Annotated in this window: 18 protein-coding genes and 1 pseudogene; 8 read left to right on the top strand and 11 right to left on the bottom strand. The window is 67.6% G+C overall.

All coding sequences use genetic code 11. The annotated features are described in order from the left end of the window. Positions 1-181: 181 nt before the first annotated feature. From ACP7EY_RS07310 to ssuE, 8 genes are all read right to left on the bottom strand, one after another. Positions 182-556 carry an RNA-binding S4 domain-containing protein gene (locus ACP7EY_RS07310; protein ID WP_426191949.1) on the bottom strand — a complete coding sequence of 125 codons (375 nt, stop codon included), beginning with the start codon at positions 554-556 and terminating at the stop codon, positions 182-184. A gap of 2 nt (positions 557-558) precedes the next feature. Next, a complete protein-coding gene (gene clsB / locus ACP7EY_RS07305) occupies positions 559-1,719 on the bottom strand; it encodes a cardiolipin synthase ClsB (protein WP_426191947.1) in 1,161 nt (386 codons plus the stop codon). A gap of 30 nt (positions 1,720-1,749) precedes the next feature. Continuing rightward, entirely contained in the window at positions 1,750-2,562 is an 813-nt protein-coding gene (locus tag ACP7EY_RS07300) for an endonuclease/exonuclease/phosphatase family protein (protein ID WP_426191945.1), read from the bottom strand. Positions 2,563-2,642: 80 nt separating this feature from the next. Continuing rightward, complete coding sequence (locus ACP7EY_RS07295; RefSeq protein WP_426191943.1) at positions 2,643-3,443, bottom strand: ATP-binding cassette domain-containing protein; 801 nt, start codon at positions 3,441-3,443, stop codon at positions 2,643-2,645. Between the two features lie 7 nt (positions 3,444-3,450). Continuing rightward, on the bottom strand, positions 3,451-4,218 hold the full coding sequence (gene ssuC, locus ACP7EY_RS07290) for an aliphatic sulfonate ABC transporter permease SsuC (protein WP_426191940.1): 768 nt from the start codon (positions 4,216-4,218) through the stop codon (positions 3,451-3,453). A 1-nt stretch (position 4,219) separates the two neighbouring features. Continuing rightward, positions 4,220-5,362 (bottom strand): FMNH2-dependent alkanesulfonate monooxygenase, encoded by a 1,143-nt coding sequence (gene ssuD / locus ACP7EY_RS07285; RefSeq protein ID WP_426192104.1) that lies wholly within the window; start codon positions 5,360-5,362, stop codon positions 4,220-4,222. A gap of 27 nt (positions 5,363-5,389) precedes the next feature. Then, entirely contained in the window at positions 5,390-6,367 is a 978-nt protein-coding gene (locus ACP7EY_RS07280; RefSeq protein ID WP_426191938.1) for a sulfonate ABC transporter substrate-binding protein, read from the bottom strand. 12 nt (positions 6,368-6,379) lie between these two features. Next, positions 6,380-6,955 (bottom strand): NADPH-dependent FMN reductase, encoded by a 576-nt coding sequence (gene ssuE, locus ACP7EY_RS07275; protein WP_426191936.1) that lies wholly within the window; start codon positions 6,953-6,955, stop codon positions 6,380-6,382. A 195-nt stretch (positions 6,956-7,150) separates the two neighbouring features. Here ssuE and ACP7EY_RS07270 point away from each other — a divergent pair, with 195 nt between their 5' ends. From ACP7EY_RS07270 to ACP7EY_RS07235, 8 genes and pseudogenes are all read left to right on the top strand, one after another. Further along, positions 7,151-8,338 (top strand): acyl-CoA dehydrogenase family protein, encoded by a 1,188-nt coding sequence (locus ACP7EY_RS07270; protein ID WP_426191934.1) that lies wholly within the window; start codon positions 7,151-7,153, stop codon positions 8,336-8,338. A gap of 1 nt (position 8,339) precedes the next feature. Next, positions 8,340-9,149: a methionine ABC transporter ATP-binding protein gene (locus tag ACP7EY_RS07265; RefSeq protein WP_426191932.1), complete on the top strand. Its 810-nt coding sequence runs from the start codon at positions 8,340-8,342 to the stop codon at positions 9,147-9,149. Continuing rightward, entirely contained in the window at positions 9,142-9,804 is a 663-nt protein-coding gene (locus tag ACP7EY_RS07260) for a methionine ABC transporter permease (protein ID WP_426191930.1), read from the top strand. Before ACP7EY_RS07265 ends, ACP7EY_RS07260 begins: the two co-directional genes overlap by 8 nt. Positions 9,805-9,841: 37 nt before the next feature. After that, positions 9,842-10,660 (top strand): MetQ/NlpA family ABC transporter substrate-binding protein, encoded by an 819-nt coding sequence (locus tag ACP7EY_RS07255; protein ID WP_426191928.1) that lies wholly within the window; start codon positions 9,842-9,844, stop codon positions 10,658-10,660. Further along, complete coding sequence (locus ACP7EY_RS07250) at positions 10,657-12,051, top strand: LLM class flavin-dependent oxidoreductase (protein WP_426191926.1); 1,395 nt, start codon at positions 10,657-10,659, stop codon at positions 12,049-12,051. Before ACP7EY_RS07255 ends, ACP7EY_RS07250 begins: the two co-directional genes overlap by 4 nt. Continuing rightward, on the top strand, positions 12,041-13,021 hold the full coding sequence (locus ACP7EY_RS07245; protein ID WP_426191924.1) for an aliphatic sulfonate ABC transporter substrate-binding protein: 981 nt from the start codon (positions 12,041-12,043) through the stop codon (positions 13,019-13,021). The genes ACP7EY_RS07250 and ACP7EY_RS07245 overlap by 11 nt, the downstream gene beginning before the upstream one ends. 31 nt (positions 13,022-13,052) lie before the next feature. Then, positions 13,053-13,856: pseudogene (locus ACP7EY_RS07240) on the top strand (ABC transporter permease). After that, entirely contained in the window at positions 13,853-14,566 is a 714-nt protein-coding gene (locus ACP7EY_RS07235) for an ABC transporter ATP-binding protein (protein WP_426191922.1), read from the top strand. The pseudogene ACP7EY_RS07240 and the gene ACP7EY_RS07235 overlap by 4 nt, the downstream one beginning before the upstream one ends. 15 nt (positions 14,567-14,581) lie before the next feature. Here ACP7EY_RS07235 and ACP7EY_RS07230 read toward each other — a convergent pair whose 3' ends face one another. The 3 genes from ACP7EY_RS07230 to aspS form a co-directional block, all read right to left on the bottom strand. Further along, positions 14,582-15,565 carry a lysozyme inhibitor LprI family protein gene (locus tag ACP7EY_RS07230; RefSeq protein ID WP_426191919.1) on the bottom strand — a complete coding sequence of 328 codons (984 nt, stop codon included), beginning with the start codon at positions 15,563-15,565 and terminating at the stop codon, positions 14,582-14,584. 2 nt (positions 15,566-15,567) lie between these two features. After that, on the bottom strand, positions 15,568-16,023 hold the full coding sequence (nudB, locus tag ACP7EY_RS07225) for a dihydroneopterin triphosphate diphosphatase (RefSeq protein ID WP_426191917.1): 456 nt from the start codon (positions 16,021-16,023) through the stop codon (positions 15,568-15,570). A 102-nt stretch (positions 16,024-16,125) separates the two neighbouring features. Beyond that, positions 16,126-17,922, bottom strand: a complete 1,797-nt coding sequence (aspS, locus tag ACP7EY_RS07220; RefSeq protein ID WP_426192103.1) for an aspartate--tRNA ligase — start codon at positions 17,920-17,922, stop codon at positions 16,126-16,128. Between the last annotated feature and the right edge of the window lie 10 nt (positions 17,923-17,932).

Here is a 17,932-nt window from a genome sequence, read left to right as displayed (position 1 = left end):
AGTTGAACAGCGGTGACTGGCGCATAAAAATCCGAACGCTCGTACTATTATCCAGCCGGGGGCAAATGTCAAACGGGAACTTAGAAGGGCGATTCTATTTGACCACGGCCATGAGGGCGCAAGTCGATGGTACTCCTCGCGGCGACGGCCGGGACGATTTCCCGCGCCGCCACCGCGCACGCTATTGGCTGGCCTTGCTCAGGGCGCGACGGTCGCGCTTGGTGGGGCGGCCCTTGATGGTGCTGCCCGGCTCCGGGTACAGGCGCCGGCCCTCCTTGAGCAGCTCGCGCTTGGCCACGCTGGCGGCGCTTTCGTCGTACAGCGAGCGCGCCACGGGCGCCGGGCCGCGCTGGTCGGAAATCTGCAGCACTTCGATGTCCCAGCGGTCGGCGCCGTTGTCGACACTGAGCTGATCACCCACCTTGACGGCGCGCGCCGGCTTGATGCGTTCGCCGTCAAGGCGCACGCGGCCGTTGTCGACGGCATCGGTGGCCAGCGAACGGGTCTTGAAAAAACGGGCTGCCCACAGCCACTTGTCGATGCGTACAGTGTCCATGATCACGCGTAGCCAATGGCGACGATGCGCATCACCAGTCTATAGAAAAAATAGGCGATGCCGTAGCCGGCCCGCTGCCAGCGGCTCACCTTGTTGAAATGGTCGTCGGGAATCACCACGCCGTCGGCGATGCCCGCTTCGATGTGCGCGCGCATGCTGGCGGCAAACGCGGCGTCGCGCACCACCACATTGGCTTCCTGGTTCAGGAACAGCGACAGGCCGTCGCAGTTCGACGAGCCCACCGTGGCCCAGTCGTTGTCGATGACGGCGACCTTGGCGTGCAACTGGGTTTTTTGGTACTCGACGACATTGACGCCGCAGGCCAGCAGTTTGGGGTAGAACGAGTGGGCCACCATGTCCTGCAGCTTGAATTCGCCCACCCCGATCAGCAGCGTGACCTTGACGCCCCGTTCGGCGGCGCGCCCCAGCGCCTCGCGAAACTTGCGCCCCGGTGCGAAATATGGATTGGCCATCAGGATGCTGTGCCGGGCGCGGCCGATCGCCTGCAGGTAGGCGCGCTGGATGGTGCGGCGATTGCGCAGATTGTCGCGCACCACCAGGCCCGCCTGCATGGGGCCGTTGCCGGCGATGGGGCCGTCGCGCTTGAGCTGGCGGAACAGGTCGATCCGGCGCAGCAGGCCCATGCGGCCCACCCGCGCCCACTGCGCTTGCGCTTCGCGGTGGATGTCCTCGACCAGCGGGCCGGCCACGCGCACGGCAAAATCCCAGCGCGGCGCCGGCAGGCGGATATGGGGATCGTAGTCGCACAGGTAGTCGTCGTTGACGTTGATGCCGCCCACGAAGGCGTGGTGGCGGTCGATCACGGTGATCTTGCGGTGGGTGCGCGTGACGCCCTTGCGGAACCAGGGATTAAAAATGCGACAGTGCACGCCCGCCGCGGCGAACACGGCCTTGAGGCGCTTGCACTGGGCATGGCCGCTGCCGAACCAGTCGATGACGACGCGCACCTTGACGCCACGCAGGCCGGCGGCAACCAGGGCCTGTTCGACGGCCGTCCCCGTGTCGTCGGCGGCAAAAATATAGGTTTCGAAATGGATTTCCTGTTCGGCCCCGGCGATCCCCGCCAGCAGGGCAGGAAACAGCGCCTCCCCGCTCTGCAGCAGCGTTACCTCATTATTGTATTGATAATGGACTGAGCGCATGAAGACCGGGAGGGTGTGGCGCGCGGCCCATCAGGCCAGCTTGAGGGTGGCGACGATGGGCGCGTGGTCGGACAGCTTGGCCCACACGGGACCGTGCAGGACCTCGGCGGTATCGACCTTGAAACCGCGCACATAGATGCGGTCCAGGCGAAAGTACGGCAGCGCGGCCGGAAAGGTGCGCGCCGGCGTGACCTTGCGCTTGGCGCCCATCAGGCCCCGCACCATGCCGCCCAGCGTGGAGCCGGTGCCGAGCTCGTCGAACACCTCGACCACGCCCAGCTTGTCGCGCAAATTGGCCGACAGGGTGTTGCGCCAGTCGTTGAAGTCGCCGGCGATGATGACCGGCTCGCCATCGGGCGCCGAGGCGTTCACGCAATCGATCAGGGCCTGGGTCTGGCGCGTGCGGCCCGCCTCGAACAGGCCCAGGTGGACCACGAAGCAGTGCACGGTGCCGCCCGGCGTTTCCAGCACGCAGTGGAGGACGCCGCGCTGCTCGTAGGCATGGTCGGACACATCGTGGTTGACCATATTGCCAATCGGGAAAGCCGACAGCAGGGCATTGCCGTGGTGGCCATGGTCGTACACGGCGTTCATGCCGTAGGCGGCATGGTGCGATTCTCCGGCGAAAAATTCGTGCTGGGCCGCCTGCGGCCAGTGGCGGTGGCCCCGGGTTTCGTCGCCGAACTTGCTGGTGTACTTGTCGTGCTTGCCCTGCACTTCCTGCAAGAACACCACCTCGGCCTCGAACAGCCCGATGGCCTTCTTGAGCGCGAGCACGCGGGGCGTGGCGCGGATGGTGGACACGCCTTTGTGGATGTTGTAGGTAGCGACACGAATCTTCATGGGAACATTCTAACCGCAACCGCGGTCAGATTTGCTCAGCGAACTCAATCGTGCGTGCCGCCCGGGTCGGCTGGCGCCGTTCAGGCGGCCTGACCCGCCGGCTGACCGAGCAGGTGATTGAGCAGGCGCTGCTCGAGCAAGGCGAAGCGGGCATCGCGCTGGCGCGGGCGGGGCAGCTCGACCGCCACGTCGAGCGCAATGGCGCCCTGCTCGATCACCAGCACGCGGTCGGCCAGCGCGATCGCTTCCTGCACGTCGTGGGTCACCAGCAGCGCCGTGAAGCCGCGCGCCAGCCACAGCGACTCGATCAGGCGCTGCATGTCGATGCGGGTGAGCGCGTCGAGCGCGCCGAGCGGCTCGTCGAGCAACAGCAAGGGCGGCTGGTGCACCAGCGCGCGCGCCAGCGCCACGCGCTGGCGCTGGCCGCCCGACAGCGCCGCCGGCCAGTCGGCGGCGCGGCTGGCAAGACCGACGGCAGCGAGCGCCTCGAGCGCGCGGCCGCCGTCGTCGGCCAGGCCCAGTTGCACGTTCTGCAGCACGGTTTTCCACGGCAGCAGGCGGGCCTCCTGGAACATCATGCGCACGTCGTCGGCGCCGCCGATGGTGCCGCCGTCGAGCGTTTCCAGGCCCGCCACGGCACGCAGCAGGGTGCTCTTGCCGCACCCGCTGCGGCCGACGATGGCGACGAACTGGCCGGCGGCCAGTTCCAGGTCGAGCCGCTCGAGCACCACCCGCGGGCCGAACGACTTGGCCAGGCCGTGCAGCACCAGCGCTGTCGCCGGCACCGTCGCCGGTACCGTTGTCGTCGTCGCCGGCGTGGCGTGCGCGCCGCGCGCGGCGGCAGCGCCCACGGTGCGTTGTTCGATCAGGTTGTTGTGCATGGTTCTCTCACAGGTAAGCAGGGTTCCAGCGCAGGCAGCGCCGCTCGAGCGCGCGGGCCAGCACGTCGGCGCCCTTGCCCAGCAGGGCGTACAGCATGATCCCCACCAGCACGACGTCCGTTTGCAGGAATTCGCGCGCGTTCATGGTCATGTAGCCGATGCCGGCCTGCGCCGAGATGGTCTCGGCGACGATCAGCAGCACCCACACCAGGCCCAGCGAAAAACGCACCCCCACCAGGATCGACGGCAGCGCCGCCGGCAGGATCACGTCGCGGTACAGCGGCCAGCCGCGCACGCCGTAGCTGCGCGCCATTTCAATGAGCGACTGGTCGGCCGAGCGGATGCCGTGAAAGGTATTGAGGTAGACGGGGAAGAACACGCCCACCGCCAGCAGGAACAGCTTGGCCGTCTCGTCGATGCCGAACCACAGGATCACCAGCGGGATCAGGGCCAGCGCGGGGATGTTGCGCACCATTTGCAAGGTGGTGTCGAGCAGCGTTTCGGCGCGCTTGACGCTGCCCGTCAACAGGCCCAGCGCCAGGCCCAGGCCGGCGCCTATGGCAAAGCCCGACAGCGCGCGCCACAGGCTGGTGCGCAAGTGCAGCAGCAGTTCGCCCGAGACGGTCAGCTGCCAGAACGCGCGCGCCACCGCCAGCGGCTCGGGCAGGATGCGGCTCGACAGCCAGCCGGCGCGCGCCGCCACTTCCCAGCCCAGGATCAGCGCCAGCGGCAAGGCCCAGGGGGCCAGCCGCTCACCCCACGACCCGCGCTGCATCTCAGGCCGCCCTTTTCGGCACGATATCGCTGGCCATCATTTCGCCGAACGGTCCCGTGAGCGACTGCTCGCCGGCCGCCTTGCCCTTGCCCAGCAGGGGAAATACCAGCTCGGCGAAACGGTAAGCTTCTTCCAGGTGCGGGTAACCGGACAAGATAAAGGTGTCGATGCCCAGGTCGGCGTACTCGCGCAGGCGTGCCGTCACCGTTTCCGCGTCGCCCACCAGCGCCGTACCGGCGCCGCCGCGCACCAGGCCGACGCCGGCCCACAGGTTGGGCGACACCTCCAGCTTGTCGCGGCGCCCGCCATGCAGGGCCGCCATGCGCTGCTGGCCCACCGAATCCATCTTGGCGAACGATTTCTGGGCGTTGGCGATGATGTCGTCGTCGAGGTGGCTGATCAGTTCATCGGCGGCGCGCCACGCGGCCTCGTTGGTCTCGCGCACGATGACATGCAGGCGGATGCCGAATTTGAGCGTGCGGCCGTGCCTGGCGGCGCGGGCGCGGATGTCGTTGAGCTTTTCGGCCACCGCCGCCGGCGGTTCGCCCCAGGTCAGGTAGGTGTCCATCTGCTCGGCCGCCAGTTCGTGCGCCGGCTCGGACGAACCGCCAAAGTACAGGGGCGGATACGGTTTTTGCACGGGCGGATACAAGGTCTTGGCGCCCTTGACCTGCAGGTGCTTGCCGTCGAAATTGTAGCCGGCGGCGCCCCCTTCCCCGGCCATGCTGGCGCGCCAGATGCGGATGAATTCGTCGGAAATTTCGTAGCGCCTGGCGTGGTCGGCGAACACCCCGTCCGCTTCCAGTTCGCCCTGGTCGCCGCCGGTGACGACATTGATCAGCAGGCGGCCGTTGGAGATGCGGTCGAACGTCGAGGCCATGCGCACGGCCAGGCCGGGACTGGACAGCCCCGGCCTGATCGCTACCAGGAACTTGAGCTTGTGGGTCACGGCGATCAGGCTCGACGCGACCACCCAGGCGTCCTCGCAGGAGCGCCCCGTGGGCAGCAGCACGCCGTCGTAGCCGAGCGTGTCGGCGGCCACCGCCACCTGCTTGAGATAGTCGCCGTCAACCGTGCGCGCGCCCTTGGTGGTGCCGAGATAACGGCTGTCGCCGTGGGTGGGAATGAACCAGAAGATGTTCAGGGGAGTCGATGACATGGCAATGGCTTTCTAGCGCGCGGCCAGCTGGGCGTGTTTGACGACGATGGCGGCGGGAATGAGTTTCAGGTTGAGGAAGGTGTCGGCGATTTTCTGCTGCTCGGCGATCACCGCCGCCGAGACCGGCTTGACGCCATAGGAATAGCGCTTGGCCGCCAGTTCCAGCACGGCCGGTTCCAGGCCCGTCTGGCGCGCCAGGATGGCCGCCACCTCGGCCAGGTGCTGGCGCCCCCAGTCATCGACCTTGGCCACTTCCTCGAGCACGATGGCGACGATGTCGGCATTTTTTTCCGCATACGGGCGCGCCGCCAGGTAGAACTGGTGGTTGGCCACCAGGCCGCTGCCATCGGCCAGCACGCGCGCACCCAACTGGTGCTCGGCGGCGGCCAGGAACGGGTCCCAGATCGCCCAGGCATCGACGGCGCCCCGCTCGAAGGCGGCGCGGGCGTCGGCCGGCGGCAGGAATACGGGCTGGATGTCGGCGTAGGCGATGCCGGCCTTTTCCAGCGCCTTGACAAGCAGGTAGTGCACGTTCGAGCCCTTGTTGAGCGCGACCTTCTTGCCGCGCAGGTCGGCCAGCGTGCGCAGGGGCGAGCCTTTCGGCACCACGATCGCCTCGGACGCGGGCGACGGCGGCTCGTGGCCCACGTAGACCAGGTTGGCGCCGGCGGCCTGGGCAAAGATGGGCGGCGCCTCGCCGACGGTGCCGAAGTCGATGCTGCCCACATTGAGGCCCTCGAGCAGCACGGGGCCGGCGGGAAACTCCGTCCACTTGACGGTGATGCCCTTCTCGGCCAGGCGCGGCTCGAGCGTGCCGCGGCCCTTGAGCAGGGTCAGCGTGCCGTACTTCTGAAAGCCGATGCGCACTTCGCGCGTGGCCGTGGCGGCGCGCGCGAGCGTGGCCGGCAGCGCGCCGGCCAACACGGCCGCGCCCATCATCGCCAGCGCCTGTCGACGGGCCGCGCGTTGTGCTTGGGTTGGATGTGTCATGGTCGCTTTCGATCAGGCCAGGGCCGTTTGGTTGAGGGGGATGGCGGGGCTGCGCAGCGCCAGCGCGAACAGTTCCGACGAGAGCTGCTCGACGCCGCGCGCCACGCGGGGGGCGATCGCCGGATCGAGCGACAGGCCCTGCTCGACGTGCCAGTGCAGCTGGTCCGAGGTGGAATAAATACTGGGCAGGATGAAGCGCGCGTTCAGCGCAGCGAGCACGGGCCGCAGCGCGTAGTCAAGCGCCAGCATGTGCGACTGGCTGCCGCCGGTGGCGACGGGCAGCACCAGCTTGCCGTCCAGGCCCTCTTGCGGCAGCAGGTCGAGAAACGTCTTGAGAATGCCGGAATAGGCGGCCTTGTAGACGGGGGTGGCGATCACCACGGCGTCGGCGGCGGCGACCTGGGCCAGCGCGCGGACGATGGCGGGGTCGCTGAAATTCGCATGCAACAGCGCTTCGGCCGGCAGGTCGCGCACCAGCAGGCGGCTGCAGTGATGGCCATGCGAGGCCAGCCGTTCACCGATGTGGTACAGCAGGCGGGCACCGCTGGAGGTGGGCGACGGGCTGCCGCTGATCAAAAGAACGCTCATGGTAATTCCAGTGCAGGTTGATGGTCTGCACAGGCTATAGACCAGCGGGCGAAAGGCGAACGAATGGTTTCGCGCTTCGATATGCGAATTTCGTTCGCGTGTTTTCCGCATATCGAAGCATGGATATCTTCGTTCCCAGCGCGCAGCGCGCAAGGCACGATGAACGTCACCGAACCTTTACGAGTGCACTCTTTTATGCCTGCCACGCTGCTTCACCTGCAACCAGACGACCCGATCGGCATTGCCCGCACCCTGGCGGCGCGCCTTGCCACCACGGCGCTCGAACGCGACCGCACGGGCGGCCATGCCGCCGTCGAGCGTGAATGGATCCGCCAGTCCGGCCTGCTGGCCTTGTCGGTGCCGGCCGAATTCGGCGGCGCCGGCGCCGACTGGCCGACCGTCTACGCCACCATCCGCATCCTGGCGCAAGCGGACAGCGCGCTGGCCCATGTCTACGCCTTCCACCACCTGCAGCTGGCCGGCCTGACCCTGTACGGCAATGCCGACCAGCGGCACCGCCTGCTCACCGCCACCGTGCGCGAGCGCCTGTTCTGGGGCAATGCCTTGAATCCCCTCGACAAGCGCACCATCGCCACCGCCAGCGACGACGGTTTTATCCTCGACGGCATCAAGAGCTTTTGCTCCGGTTCGGTGGGCGCCGACTGGCTGACCCTGTCGGCGTGGGACCACAGCGTGGACGGTGCGCTGATCGCCGTGCTGCCGGCGACGCAGGCGGGCATTACCGTGCAGGCGGACTGGGACGCGTTCGGCCAGCGCCAGACCGACAGCGGCAATGTCCGCTTCGAGCGCGTGCACCTGCCGGCCGACCTGGTGCTGCAGGCACCGGGCCAGGCGCCGACGGCGCAGGCGAGCCTGCGCTCGCAGGTGGCGCAGCTGATCATGGCCAATCTGTACCTGGGCATCGGCCAGGGCGCCTTCGAGGCAGCCCGCACCTACACGCGCGAGCAGACGCGCCCCTGGTTCGCCGCCAAGGTCGACAAGGCGCAGGACGATCCGCTGGTGCAGCACCGCTACGGCAAATTGTGGCTGCTGCTGCGGCCAGCCGAACTGGCCACCGACCACGCCGCCGTGCTGATCGAACGGGCCTTTCAGCGCGGCGCCAGCCTGAGCCGCGACGAGCGCGGCGCCGTGGCCATCGCCGTGGCCGAAGCGAAGGCCTTGTCGCACCAGGCCGGCCTCGAGATCAGCAGCCAGATGTTCGAACTGACGGGCGCGCGCAGCACCTCGGCCCAGTACGGCTTCGACCGCTACTGGCGCAACGTGCGCGTGCACACGCTGCACGACCCGATCGATTACAAGATCCGCGATCTGGGCCGCTACGCGCTCGACGGCGCCTTGCCGGAACCGACCGCGTACTCCTGATATGGCCACCACGACTCCCCCCCTGATCCACGTCGCCCACGCCAGCAAATCGTTCGATCTGCCGCGCGGGGGCCGCTTCGACGCCGTGCGCGACGCCTCTTTCACGGTCGATCAAGGCGAAGTGTTCGGCCTGATCGGCAAGAGCGGCGCCGGCAAATCGACCCTGCTGCGCCTGATCAACCTGCTCGAGCGCCCCGACCGCGGCACCGTCACCGTCGATGGGCGCGAGCTGACGGCGCTGGGCAAGCGCGACTTGCGCAAGGCGCGCCAGAACATCGGCATGATTTTTCAGCAGTTTAATTTGCTGCAGAACGCCACCGTGTTCGACAACGTCGCCTTCCCCCTGCGCATCCACGCGGCGGCCGACACCGTCGTCACCGCGCGCGCCTACGAATGCCTGGAACTGGTGGGCCTGCTCGAGAAGGCGCACAGCTATCCGGCGCAGCTGTCGGGCGGCCAGAAGCAGCGCGTGGCGATCGCCCGCGCGCTGGCCAGCCGGCCAGCCGTGCTGCTGTGCGACGAGCCCACCTCCGCGCTCGACCCGGACACCACGCGCGCACTGCTCGACACCCTGCGCGACATCAACCGCCAGTTGGGCGTGACCATCGTCATCGTCAGCCACGAGCTGTCGGTGCTGGCGGCGATCTGCGACCGCGTCGCCGTGATCGAGGACGGCGCCGTCGCCGAGCAGTTTGCCCTGAGCGACCATGCCAGCGTGCGCAAGACGGCCTTGGGGCGCGAACTGGCCAGCCTGTGCGGGCCTGCCCGCGGCGCGCAGCTTTCCTCCTGGCGGGAGCGCGCCCATGCTTGAGCATGCCATCGCCATCCTGCCCGAACTGTGGGTCGCACTGGGCCAGACCATGACGATGCTGGGCATCGGCCTGCTGGCGGCGGTGCTGCTGGGCGGCCCGCTGGGCGTGCTGTTGTTTCTGATCGCGGACGGCCAGTCGCTGCAAAGCCGCCCGGCCGCGCTGCTGGTCGGCTGGCTCGTCAACACGGTGCGCTCGTTCCCCTTCATCATCCTGCTCGTCGCGCTGGTGCCGTTCACGCGCTGGCTGGTCGGCACCTCGATCGGCCCGCTGGCGGCCAGCGTGTCCCTGTCGATCGCGGCGATCGCCTACTTCGCCCGGCTGGTCGAACAGAACCTGAAAGACGTGCCACGCGGCGTCATCGAAGCGGCCCATGCGATGGGCGCCTCGGAGCTGCAGATCGTGCTGCGCGTGCTGCTGGTGGAAGCGCGCGCAGGCCTGGTGCTGGCGCTGACGGTGCTGTCGATCAGCTTCCTGTCGTATTCGGCGGTGGCCGGCGTGGTCGGCGGCGGCGGCATCGGCGACCTGGCGATCCGCTACGGCTACTACCGTTTTGAAACGGACGTCATGGTCCTCACCGTCGCCGTGCTGATCGCGCTGGTGCAGCTGATCCAGTTCACCGGCACCCGCATCGCCCGCCGGATCGACCAGCGCTGAATTTTTCGGCCCCATTTTTTATCTCACGAAAGCCCCCATGAGCATCCGTCGCCGCACCGTCCTCTCCCTCGCCCTCGGCCTGGCCCTGTCCTTCAATGCGCTGGCCAAGGACCCGAAGGAAATCGTCATCGGCACCAGCGCCGGTCCGTACGCCGACCAGATCAAGCTGGGCATCAAGCCGATCCTGGAAAAACAGGGTTACAAGGTCAAGCTGATCGAGTTCAACGACTACATCCAGCCTAACTTCGCGCTGGCCGAAGGGGCGCTCGACGCCAACGTGTTCCAGCACATCGTCTACCTCAACAAGTTCGCCCTCGAGCACAAGCTGGCGCTGACGGACCTGGTGACGATTCCCACCGCGCCCATCGCCATCTACAGCCGCAAGCACCGCGCCCTCACCGAGGTCAAGGCAGGCAGCACGGTGGCGCTGCCGAACGACCCCACCAACCAGGCGCGCGCGCTGGTGCTGCTCGACCAGCTGGGCTGGATCAAGCTGCGCGAGAATTTCGATCCCGTGCGCGCTTCCGAGAAGGACATCGCCGTCAACCTGCGTCAAATCAAACTGCTGCCGCTCGAAGCGGCCCAGCTGCCGCGCGCGCTCGACGACGCCGACTTCGCTTTCGTCAACGGCAATTACGCGCTGGCCTCGGGCCTGAAGCTGACCGACGCGCTGGCGGCGGAAAAAATCTCGCCCAACTACATCAACCGGGTGGCGGTGCGCACGGCCGACAAGGACAAGCAGTTCGCCCGCGACATCGCCGCGGCCTACCGTTCGCGCGAGTTCCTCGACATCACCAACAAGTACTTCGCCGGTTATTCCAAGCCGGACTACCAGCTGGCCCTGAGCCCAAAATGAGTAAACCCATCCGCTTCAACGCCTTCCAGATGAACACCGTCGGCCACCAGTCGCCGGGGCTGTGGACGCACCCGCGCGACACCAGCCACCGCTACACCGACCCGGCCCACTGGGTGGAACTGGCGCAGCTGCTCGAAGCGGGTGGTTTCGACGCCGTGTTCCTGGCCGACGTGCTGGGCGTCTACGACGTCTACCAGGGCAGCCACGATGCCGCCCTGCGGCACGGCGTGCAGGTGCCGCTGAACGACCCGCTGGCGCTGGTGCCGGTGATGGCGCACGCGACGAAGCACCTGGGCTTCGGGGTGACCGCCGCGCTCACCTACGAGCACCCCTACACCTTCGCCCGCCGCATCTCCACGCTCGATCACCTCAGCGGCGGGCGCATCGGCTGGAACATCGTCACCGGCTACCTCGACAGCGCCGCCCGCAACCTGGGCCTCGATCGCCAGCTGGGCCACGATGCGCGCTACGACCTGGCCGACGAATATCTCGAGGTGGTCTACAAGCTGTGGGAAAAAAGCTGGGACGACGATGCCGTCGTGCGCGACAAGGCCAGTGGCCTGTACACCGATCCGGCCCGGGTCCACCCCATCAACCACGCGGGGCGCCACTACAAGGTGCCCGGCATTCACCTGTGCGAGCCGTCGCCACAGCGCACGCCCTTGCTGTACCAGGCCGGCGCCTCGCCGCGCGGGATCGCCTTCGCCGCCCGCCACGCCGAGGCGAGCTTCGTCAGTGGCCCCAGCAAGACCGTGGTGCGCCGCTACGTCGAGCAGGCGCGCGCCGCCACCACCGCGGCCGGGCGCGACGGCGACGCCCTGCTGGTGTACGCGCAAGCGCTGATCGTCACCGGCCCCACGGCGGCGGCGGCGCGCGCCCGGCTGGCCGAGTACGAAAGCCACATCGATATCGACGCGGCGCTGGCCCTGCTGTCGGGCTGGACCGGGGTCGACTTCGGCAGCCAGGCGCTCGACACCACCATCGACTACATCGACACCGAGGCCGGCCGCTCGGCGCTCGCTTCGCTGAGCGCGGCCGATCCCACGCGCCGCTGGACGGTGCGCGAAGCGGCCAGGTTCATCGGCCTGGGCGGGCGTGGCCCCGTCATCGTGGGCGACCCGGCGCAAGTGGCCGACCAGCTCGAAGCGTGGCTCGACGAGACCGGCATCGACGGCTTCAACCTGGCCTTTGCCGTCGCCCATGAATCGATGCGCGACGTCGTCGAACTGATCGTGCCGGAACTGCAACAGCGCGGCCGCTACCGCAGCGTCTACCGCGACGGCACCCTGCGCGAACAATTGCTGGGCGCCGGCCCCCGCCTGCCCGAATCCCACCCCGGACGCCAGGTGCGCCTGGATCCTTCCCCCTTGAAAGAAGCATATGCAGCGTAGAAAAATATTGAAACTGGCCGGCGCCGCCGCCCTGGCCACCCTGCCCCGCCTGGGCGCCGCCGCCACGCCGCTGAAGGAAATCCGGCTCGATTACGCCTATTACTCGCCCACCAGCCTGGTGCTGCGCCGCTTCGGCTGGCTGGAAGAAGCGTTCAAGGAAGACGGCGCCACCGTCAAGTGGGTGCTCAGCGCGGGCAGCAACCGCGCGCTCGAATACCTCAACGCCAACAGCATCGACATCGGCTCGAGCGCCGGCCTGGCCGCCCTGCTGGCCAAGGCCAATGGCAACCCGATCACCACGCCGTATATTTTTTCGCGCCCCGAATGGACGGCGCTGGTGGTCAGGAAGGATTCGCCGATCCGCACGCTGGCCGATCTGAAAGGCAAGAAAATCGCCGCCACCAAGGGCACCGATCCCTACCTGTTCCTGTTGCGCGCGCTCGCCAGCGCGGGCCTCAAGCGCGGCGACATCGAGCACGTGGGCTTGCAGCACGCGGACGGCCGCGCCGCGCTCGAACAGGGCAAGGTCGATGCCTGGGCCGGACTCGATCCGCACATGGCCGCCAGCGAACTGGAAGGGGGCTCGCGCCTGCTGTACCGGAACGTGGCCTTCAACACCTACGGCTTCCTGAACGTGCGCGAGGATTTTCTGGCCGCCCAGCCGCAGGCGGTGGCAAAGGTCATCAAGGCCTACGAAAAGGCGCGCGCGTGGTTGCGCGCCAATCCCACCGAGGGCGCCAGGATCCTCGCCGAAGAAGCCAAGGTATCGCTGCCGGTGGCGCTGCTGCAAATTAAATTGCGCAGCGACTTCAGCAATCCGCAGCCCTCGCTCGAACACGTCAAGGCGCTGCAACTGGCCGCGCCGATCCTGCGCGACGAGGGCCTGGTCAAACCGGACACCGATATCGCCCGCGTCATCGGCAAGCTGGTCGACACCCGTTTCGCCCTGCCGTACATCGTGCGCGCCTGAGGCCATGAACAGCCGTTTGCTGCGCCGTTCGATGTCCTTGCCCGCCCGCGCGCCACGGCGGCGCCTGGCACTGCCGCGGCTGCCGCTGGGGCTGGTGCTGCCCGTGTCCGTGCTGGCGCTGGCCGAAGTGCTCGTCAGGAGCGGCGCGGTGCCGGCCAACCTGCTGCCGGCGCCCAGCCAGGTGCTCGAGACCATCGGCTATCTGGCCACGCACGGCCTGGCCGGCCACGTCGTCAGCAGCAGCATGCGGGTGCTGGTGGGCTTCGCCGCCGGCGCCAGCCTGGGCGTGCTGCTGGGCGCCGCGGTGGCCCTGAGCCGGCGCCTGGAAGCCATCCTCGATCCCACCTTGCAGGCGCTGCGGGCGATACCATCGCTGGCCTGGGTGCCCTTGCTGCTGCTGTGGTTCGGCATCGATGAAGCACCGAAGCTGGTGCTGATCGCCATCGGCGCCAGCTTCCCCGTCTACATGGGGGCCGTGTCGGGCATCGGCGGGGTCGATCGCAAGCTGGTCGAAGTGGGCCGCCTGTATCGGCTGGGCCGCGTTGCACTGGTGCGCCGGGTGCTGCTGCCGGCGGCGCTGCCGTCCCTGATGACGGGCTTGCGCAATGGCCTGGGCCTGGCCTGGATGTTCATGGTGGCGGCCGAACTGATCGCCGCCAGCCGGGGCCTGGGCTACCTGCTCTCGGACGGGCGCTAAACGAGCCGCGCCGACATCGTGCTGGCCGCCATCGTGCTGCTGGCGCTGCTGGGCAAGGCCAGTGACAGCGGCATGCGCTGGCTCGAGCGGCGCTGGCTCGACTGGCGCGACAGCTTCGACGCGCAGGGCACGCGATGACGGCGGCGCTGGACATCGCCATCGCCGACAAGCGGCACGGCGAGCGCGCCATCCTGCGCGAGGTGCGACTGGCGCTGCAGCCGGGCGAGATCGTCAGCCTGGTCGGCGCCAGCGGCTGCGGCAAGAGCACGCTGCTGTCGATCGCCGCCGGGCTCGATACCGCCTACCGGGGCCGGGTACTGCTCGATGGTGCAGAGGTGCATTCTCCCGTCGACGGCATCGGCCTGATCTTCCAGGAGCCGCGCCTGTTCCCGTGGCTGACGGCGGCGCAGAACATCGCCTTCGGCGAGTCGATCGACCTGGCCCGCGTCGCCGCCCTGCTCGACGAAGTGGGGCTGGAAGGACGCGGCAACGCCCTGCCCCATCAACTCTCGGGCGGCCAGGCGCAGCGGGTGGCGCTGGCGCGCGGGCTGTATCGGCAGCCGCGGGTGCTGCTGCTGGACGAGCCGTTTTCCGCCGTCGATGCGTTTACCCGCATGCAGTTGCAGGATGTCTTGCTCAAGGTGGCGCGCGAGCATGCCGTCACCGTGCTGCTGGTGACGCACGATATCGACGAGGCCCTGTACCTCTCCGAACGGGTGCTGCTGCTGGGCGAGGTGGTGCAGGAATTTTCCGTGCCGGGCGGCAGTGGGCGCCGCCGCGGCGACCTGGCCGGGGCAGCCGTCAAAGGGGCCATTCTCGACCGTTTGCAGGCGCTGCACGCGTTCTGACAGGCGCCGTATCGCCTATAACTGTGCGATCCGCCACTGGGTCAACAGCGCCTGCAAGGCCGCCGCCGGCACCTGCGGATAGCGCAGCGCGGCGAAGTCCACCCAGGCGTCGCGGTAGGCCAGCCAGGCGCGCTGGGCCGCGCGCAGCGCGGCTGGCGCTATGGCGTATTCATCGGGTGCGGCGCCCGGCGCGATGCGTGCGCGGTAGCGACGATTGAGTTCGGCGTCGTCGCTGGCGAACTGCGACGGCGGCGGCAACTGGAACTTGCCCTTTTCGAAAGCGAGCAGGTGTTCGCGCAGCCACTCGCTTTCGCGCGCCTGCGCGCCGATCATGAAGCCGACGTAGCCGGAGCCGCCGCGCGCCGTTTCGCCGCTGCCGTGGGCCTGGGCGAAGCGCGCGTTGGCTTTCACCAGGCGATCAAACGCGCGCGCCTGCGGACCGCTCAGGGTGGCGCGCAGGCGCGCAAAATACGCCGTCTCGATGCGCTCGGCGCGACTGGCGGCGATGGCCGCGCACTCGCCGCCCATCCTGCCGCTGGTGATGTCGTCGCACAGGTCGAAGCGTGCCGCGGGCGCCAGCGTGGCCAGGTGCGCCACCCGCGCCGCCATTTCGGCGTGGGCCGCGCCCGTGCTGCAAGCGTAGAACGTGGCCACATCGGTATTTCTCGCCACCCCGAGGCCGTTCGCGTACAGCATCGACAGCACCGCGCTGTCGTTCGACGCCGCCGCGCAGGCGCGCACGGCGGCCCATTCGGCGGCGCTGGTGACGGCCTGGTCGAGCTTGGTGTAGTAGGCGGCGCGCGCATCGCAGGCGGGGGCCGCCGTCGCGGCCTGCGCGGCCGGCACGGCATGCCGGACGCGCAGGCAGGCCTGGTACCAGGGAGCGTCGTGGTCAAAGTCGACGCCAAAATTTTCCGTGTTCGGGTAGGCCTGCGCCTGCGCCAGCGGGGACACGACGCTCAATGCCAGCGCGGCCAGTACACACCGTGGCATGCGCATGATTATTGCCTCACGAAGCGGCTGGGCAGTTGCAGGATCGCTTCCGCGTTCGACGACGAGAAGCAGCGGTCGGCCGCGACCAGCCAGGGCAGCCAGGCATGGCCCACGTGCTCGCGCGGGCTGAGCGTGATGGCCACCTCGCACGGCACGCAGACGCTGAACACGTGCTCGGTGTTGTGGGTGACGCCGGGCGCGTAGCGGTGCCGCCAGACGGGGTAGATTTCGTAGATGTTCGCCAGTTGCCAGTCGCGCAGCACGATGTCGCGGCCATCGGCGACGATGCCGGTTTCTTCGAACAGTTCGCGGGCGGCGGTGTCGATCAGCGCTTCATCGACGCTGTCGAGGGAGCCGGTGACCGATTGCCAGAAACCGGCCTTGTCGGCGCGCTCGATGAGCAGCACCTGCAGGTCGGTGGTATGGATGACGACGAGGACGGATTCGGGGATTTTGTGCGGCATGGGCGCTAGATTACCGCAAAACGGGCAAACACAGCGGCCCCATAAAAAAAGCCGGATTCGCAAGAACCCGGCTTTTTTACGAGCACAGCGAAGCGGTGCCGCTTACACCACTTTCGGCTCGGCGTTGCGCAGGCGGATATGCAGCTCTTTCAACTGCTTCTCGTCCACTTCCGATGGGGCATTGGTCAGCAGGCACTGGGCGCGCTGGGTTTTCGGGAAGGCGATCACGTCGCGGATCGAGTCCGAGCCTGTCATCATGGTGACGATGCGATCGAGGCCGAAGGCCAGGCCGCCGTGCGGTGGCGCGCCGTATTGCAGGGCGTCGAGCAGGAAGCCGAACTTGAGCTGGGCTTCTTCGGCGTCGATCTTCAGGGCGCGGAACACCTTGCTCTGGACTTCTTCGCGGTGGATACGGATCGAACCGCCGCCCAGTTCCCAGCCATTGAGGACCATGTCGTAGGCCTTCGAGATGCACGCACCGGGATCGGTTTCGAGCATGTCTTCGTGGCCGTCTTTCGGCGCCGTGAACGGGTGGTGGGTGGCGTTCCAGCGGCCGCTCTCTTCGTCGTGCTCGAACATGGGGAAGTCGATCACCCACAGCGGCGCCCAGCGGTCCTCGAACAGGCCGGCCTTCTTGCCGAAGTCGGAGTGGCCGATTTTCACGCGCAGCGCGCCGATGGCGTCGTTGACGATTTTCGCCTTGTCGGCGCCGAAGAAAATCAGGTCGCCGTCCTCGGCGCCCGTCATCTCGATGATCTGGGCGAGCGCGTCGTCGTGCAGGTTTTTCACGATCGGCGACTGCAGGCCGTCACGGCCCTTGGCTTTTTCGTTGACCTTGATGTAAGCGAGACCCTTGGCGCCGTAGATGGCGACGAACTGGGTGTAGGCGTCAATTTCCGAGCGCGGCATATTGCCACCCTGCGGCACGCGCAGGCCGACGATGCGACCGCCCACCGAATTGGCGACGCCGGCGAAGACCTTGAAGTCGACCGTCTTCATGATCTCGGTCAGGTCGGTAAATGCCATCTTGACGCGCATGTCCGGCTTGTCGGAACCGTACAGGCCCATGGCGTTGGCGTACTCCATCACCGGGAACGGGTTCGGCAGGTCGATGTCGAGGGTGTTTTTGAACACCACGCGGATCATGTCCTCGAACAGGTCGCGGATTTCCTGCTCGGACAGGAACGAGGTCTCGCAGTCGATCTGGGTAAATTCAGGCTGGCGGTCGGCGCGCAGGTCTTCGTCGCGGAAGCACTTGGTGATCTGGTAGTAGCGGTCGAAGTTGGCCACCATCAGCAGCTGCTTGAACAGCTGCGGCGACTGCGGCAGGGCGAAGAACTTGCCGGCGTTGACGCGCGACGGCACCAGGTAGTCGCGCGCGCCTTCCGGGGTCGACTTGGTCAGCATCGGCGTTTCGATGTCGATGAAGCCCAGGTTGTCGAGGTACTTGCGCACTTCCATCGTCACCTTGTAGCGCAGGCGCAGATTGTTTTGCATCTGCGGGCGGCGCAGGTCGAGCACGCGGTGGGTCAGGCGGGTGGTCTCGGACAGGTTGTCGTCGTCCAGCTGGAACGGCACGGCGACGGAGGCGTTGAGCACTTCCACGTCAAGGGCGGTGATTTCGATTTTACCGGACTTGAGGTTGCTGTTGATGGTGCCCTCGATGCGGTTGGTGACGGTGCCGGTGATGCGCAGGCAGTACTCGTTGCGCACCGATTCGGACGCCTTGAAGACGGCGGCATGGTCCGGATGGCAGACGATCTGCACCAGGCCTTCGCGGTCGCGCAGATCGATGAAGATGACGCCGCCGTGGTCGCGGCGACGGTGCACCCAGCCGCACAGGCTGACGGTTTGGCCCAGCAATTCTTCGGTGACGAGGCCGCAATAATGGGTACGCATGGAGGACATA

This window comes from Massilia sp. DWR3-1-1, assembly GCF_049898325.1.
Classification (GTDB): Bacteria; Pseudomonadota; Gammaproteobacteria; order Burkholderiales; family Burkholderiaceae_D; genus JAFCUW01.
Note: the sequence above shows the minus strand (reverse complement) of the source record. Positions and strands in the feature narration are given on the sequence as shown.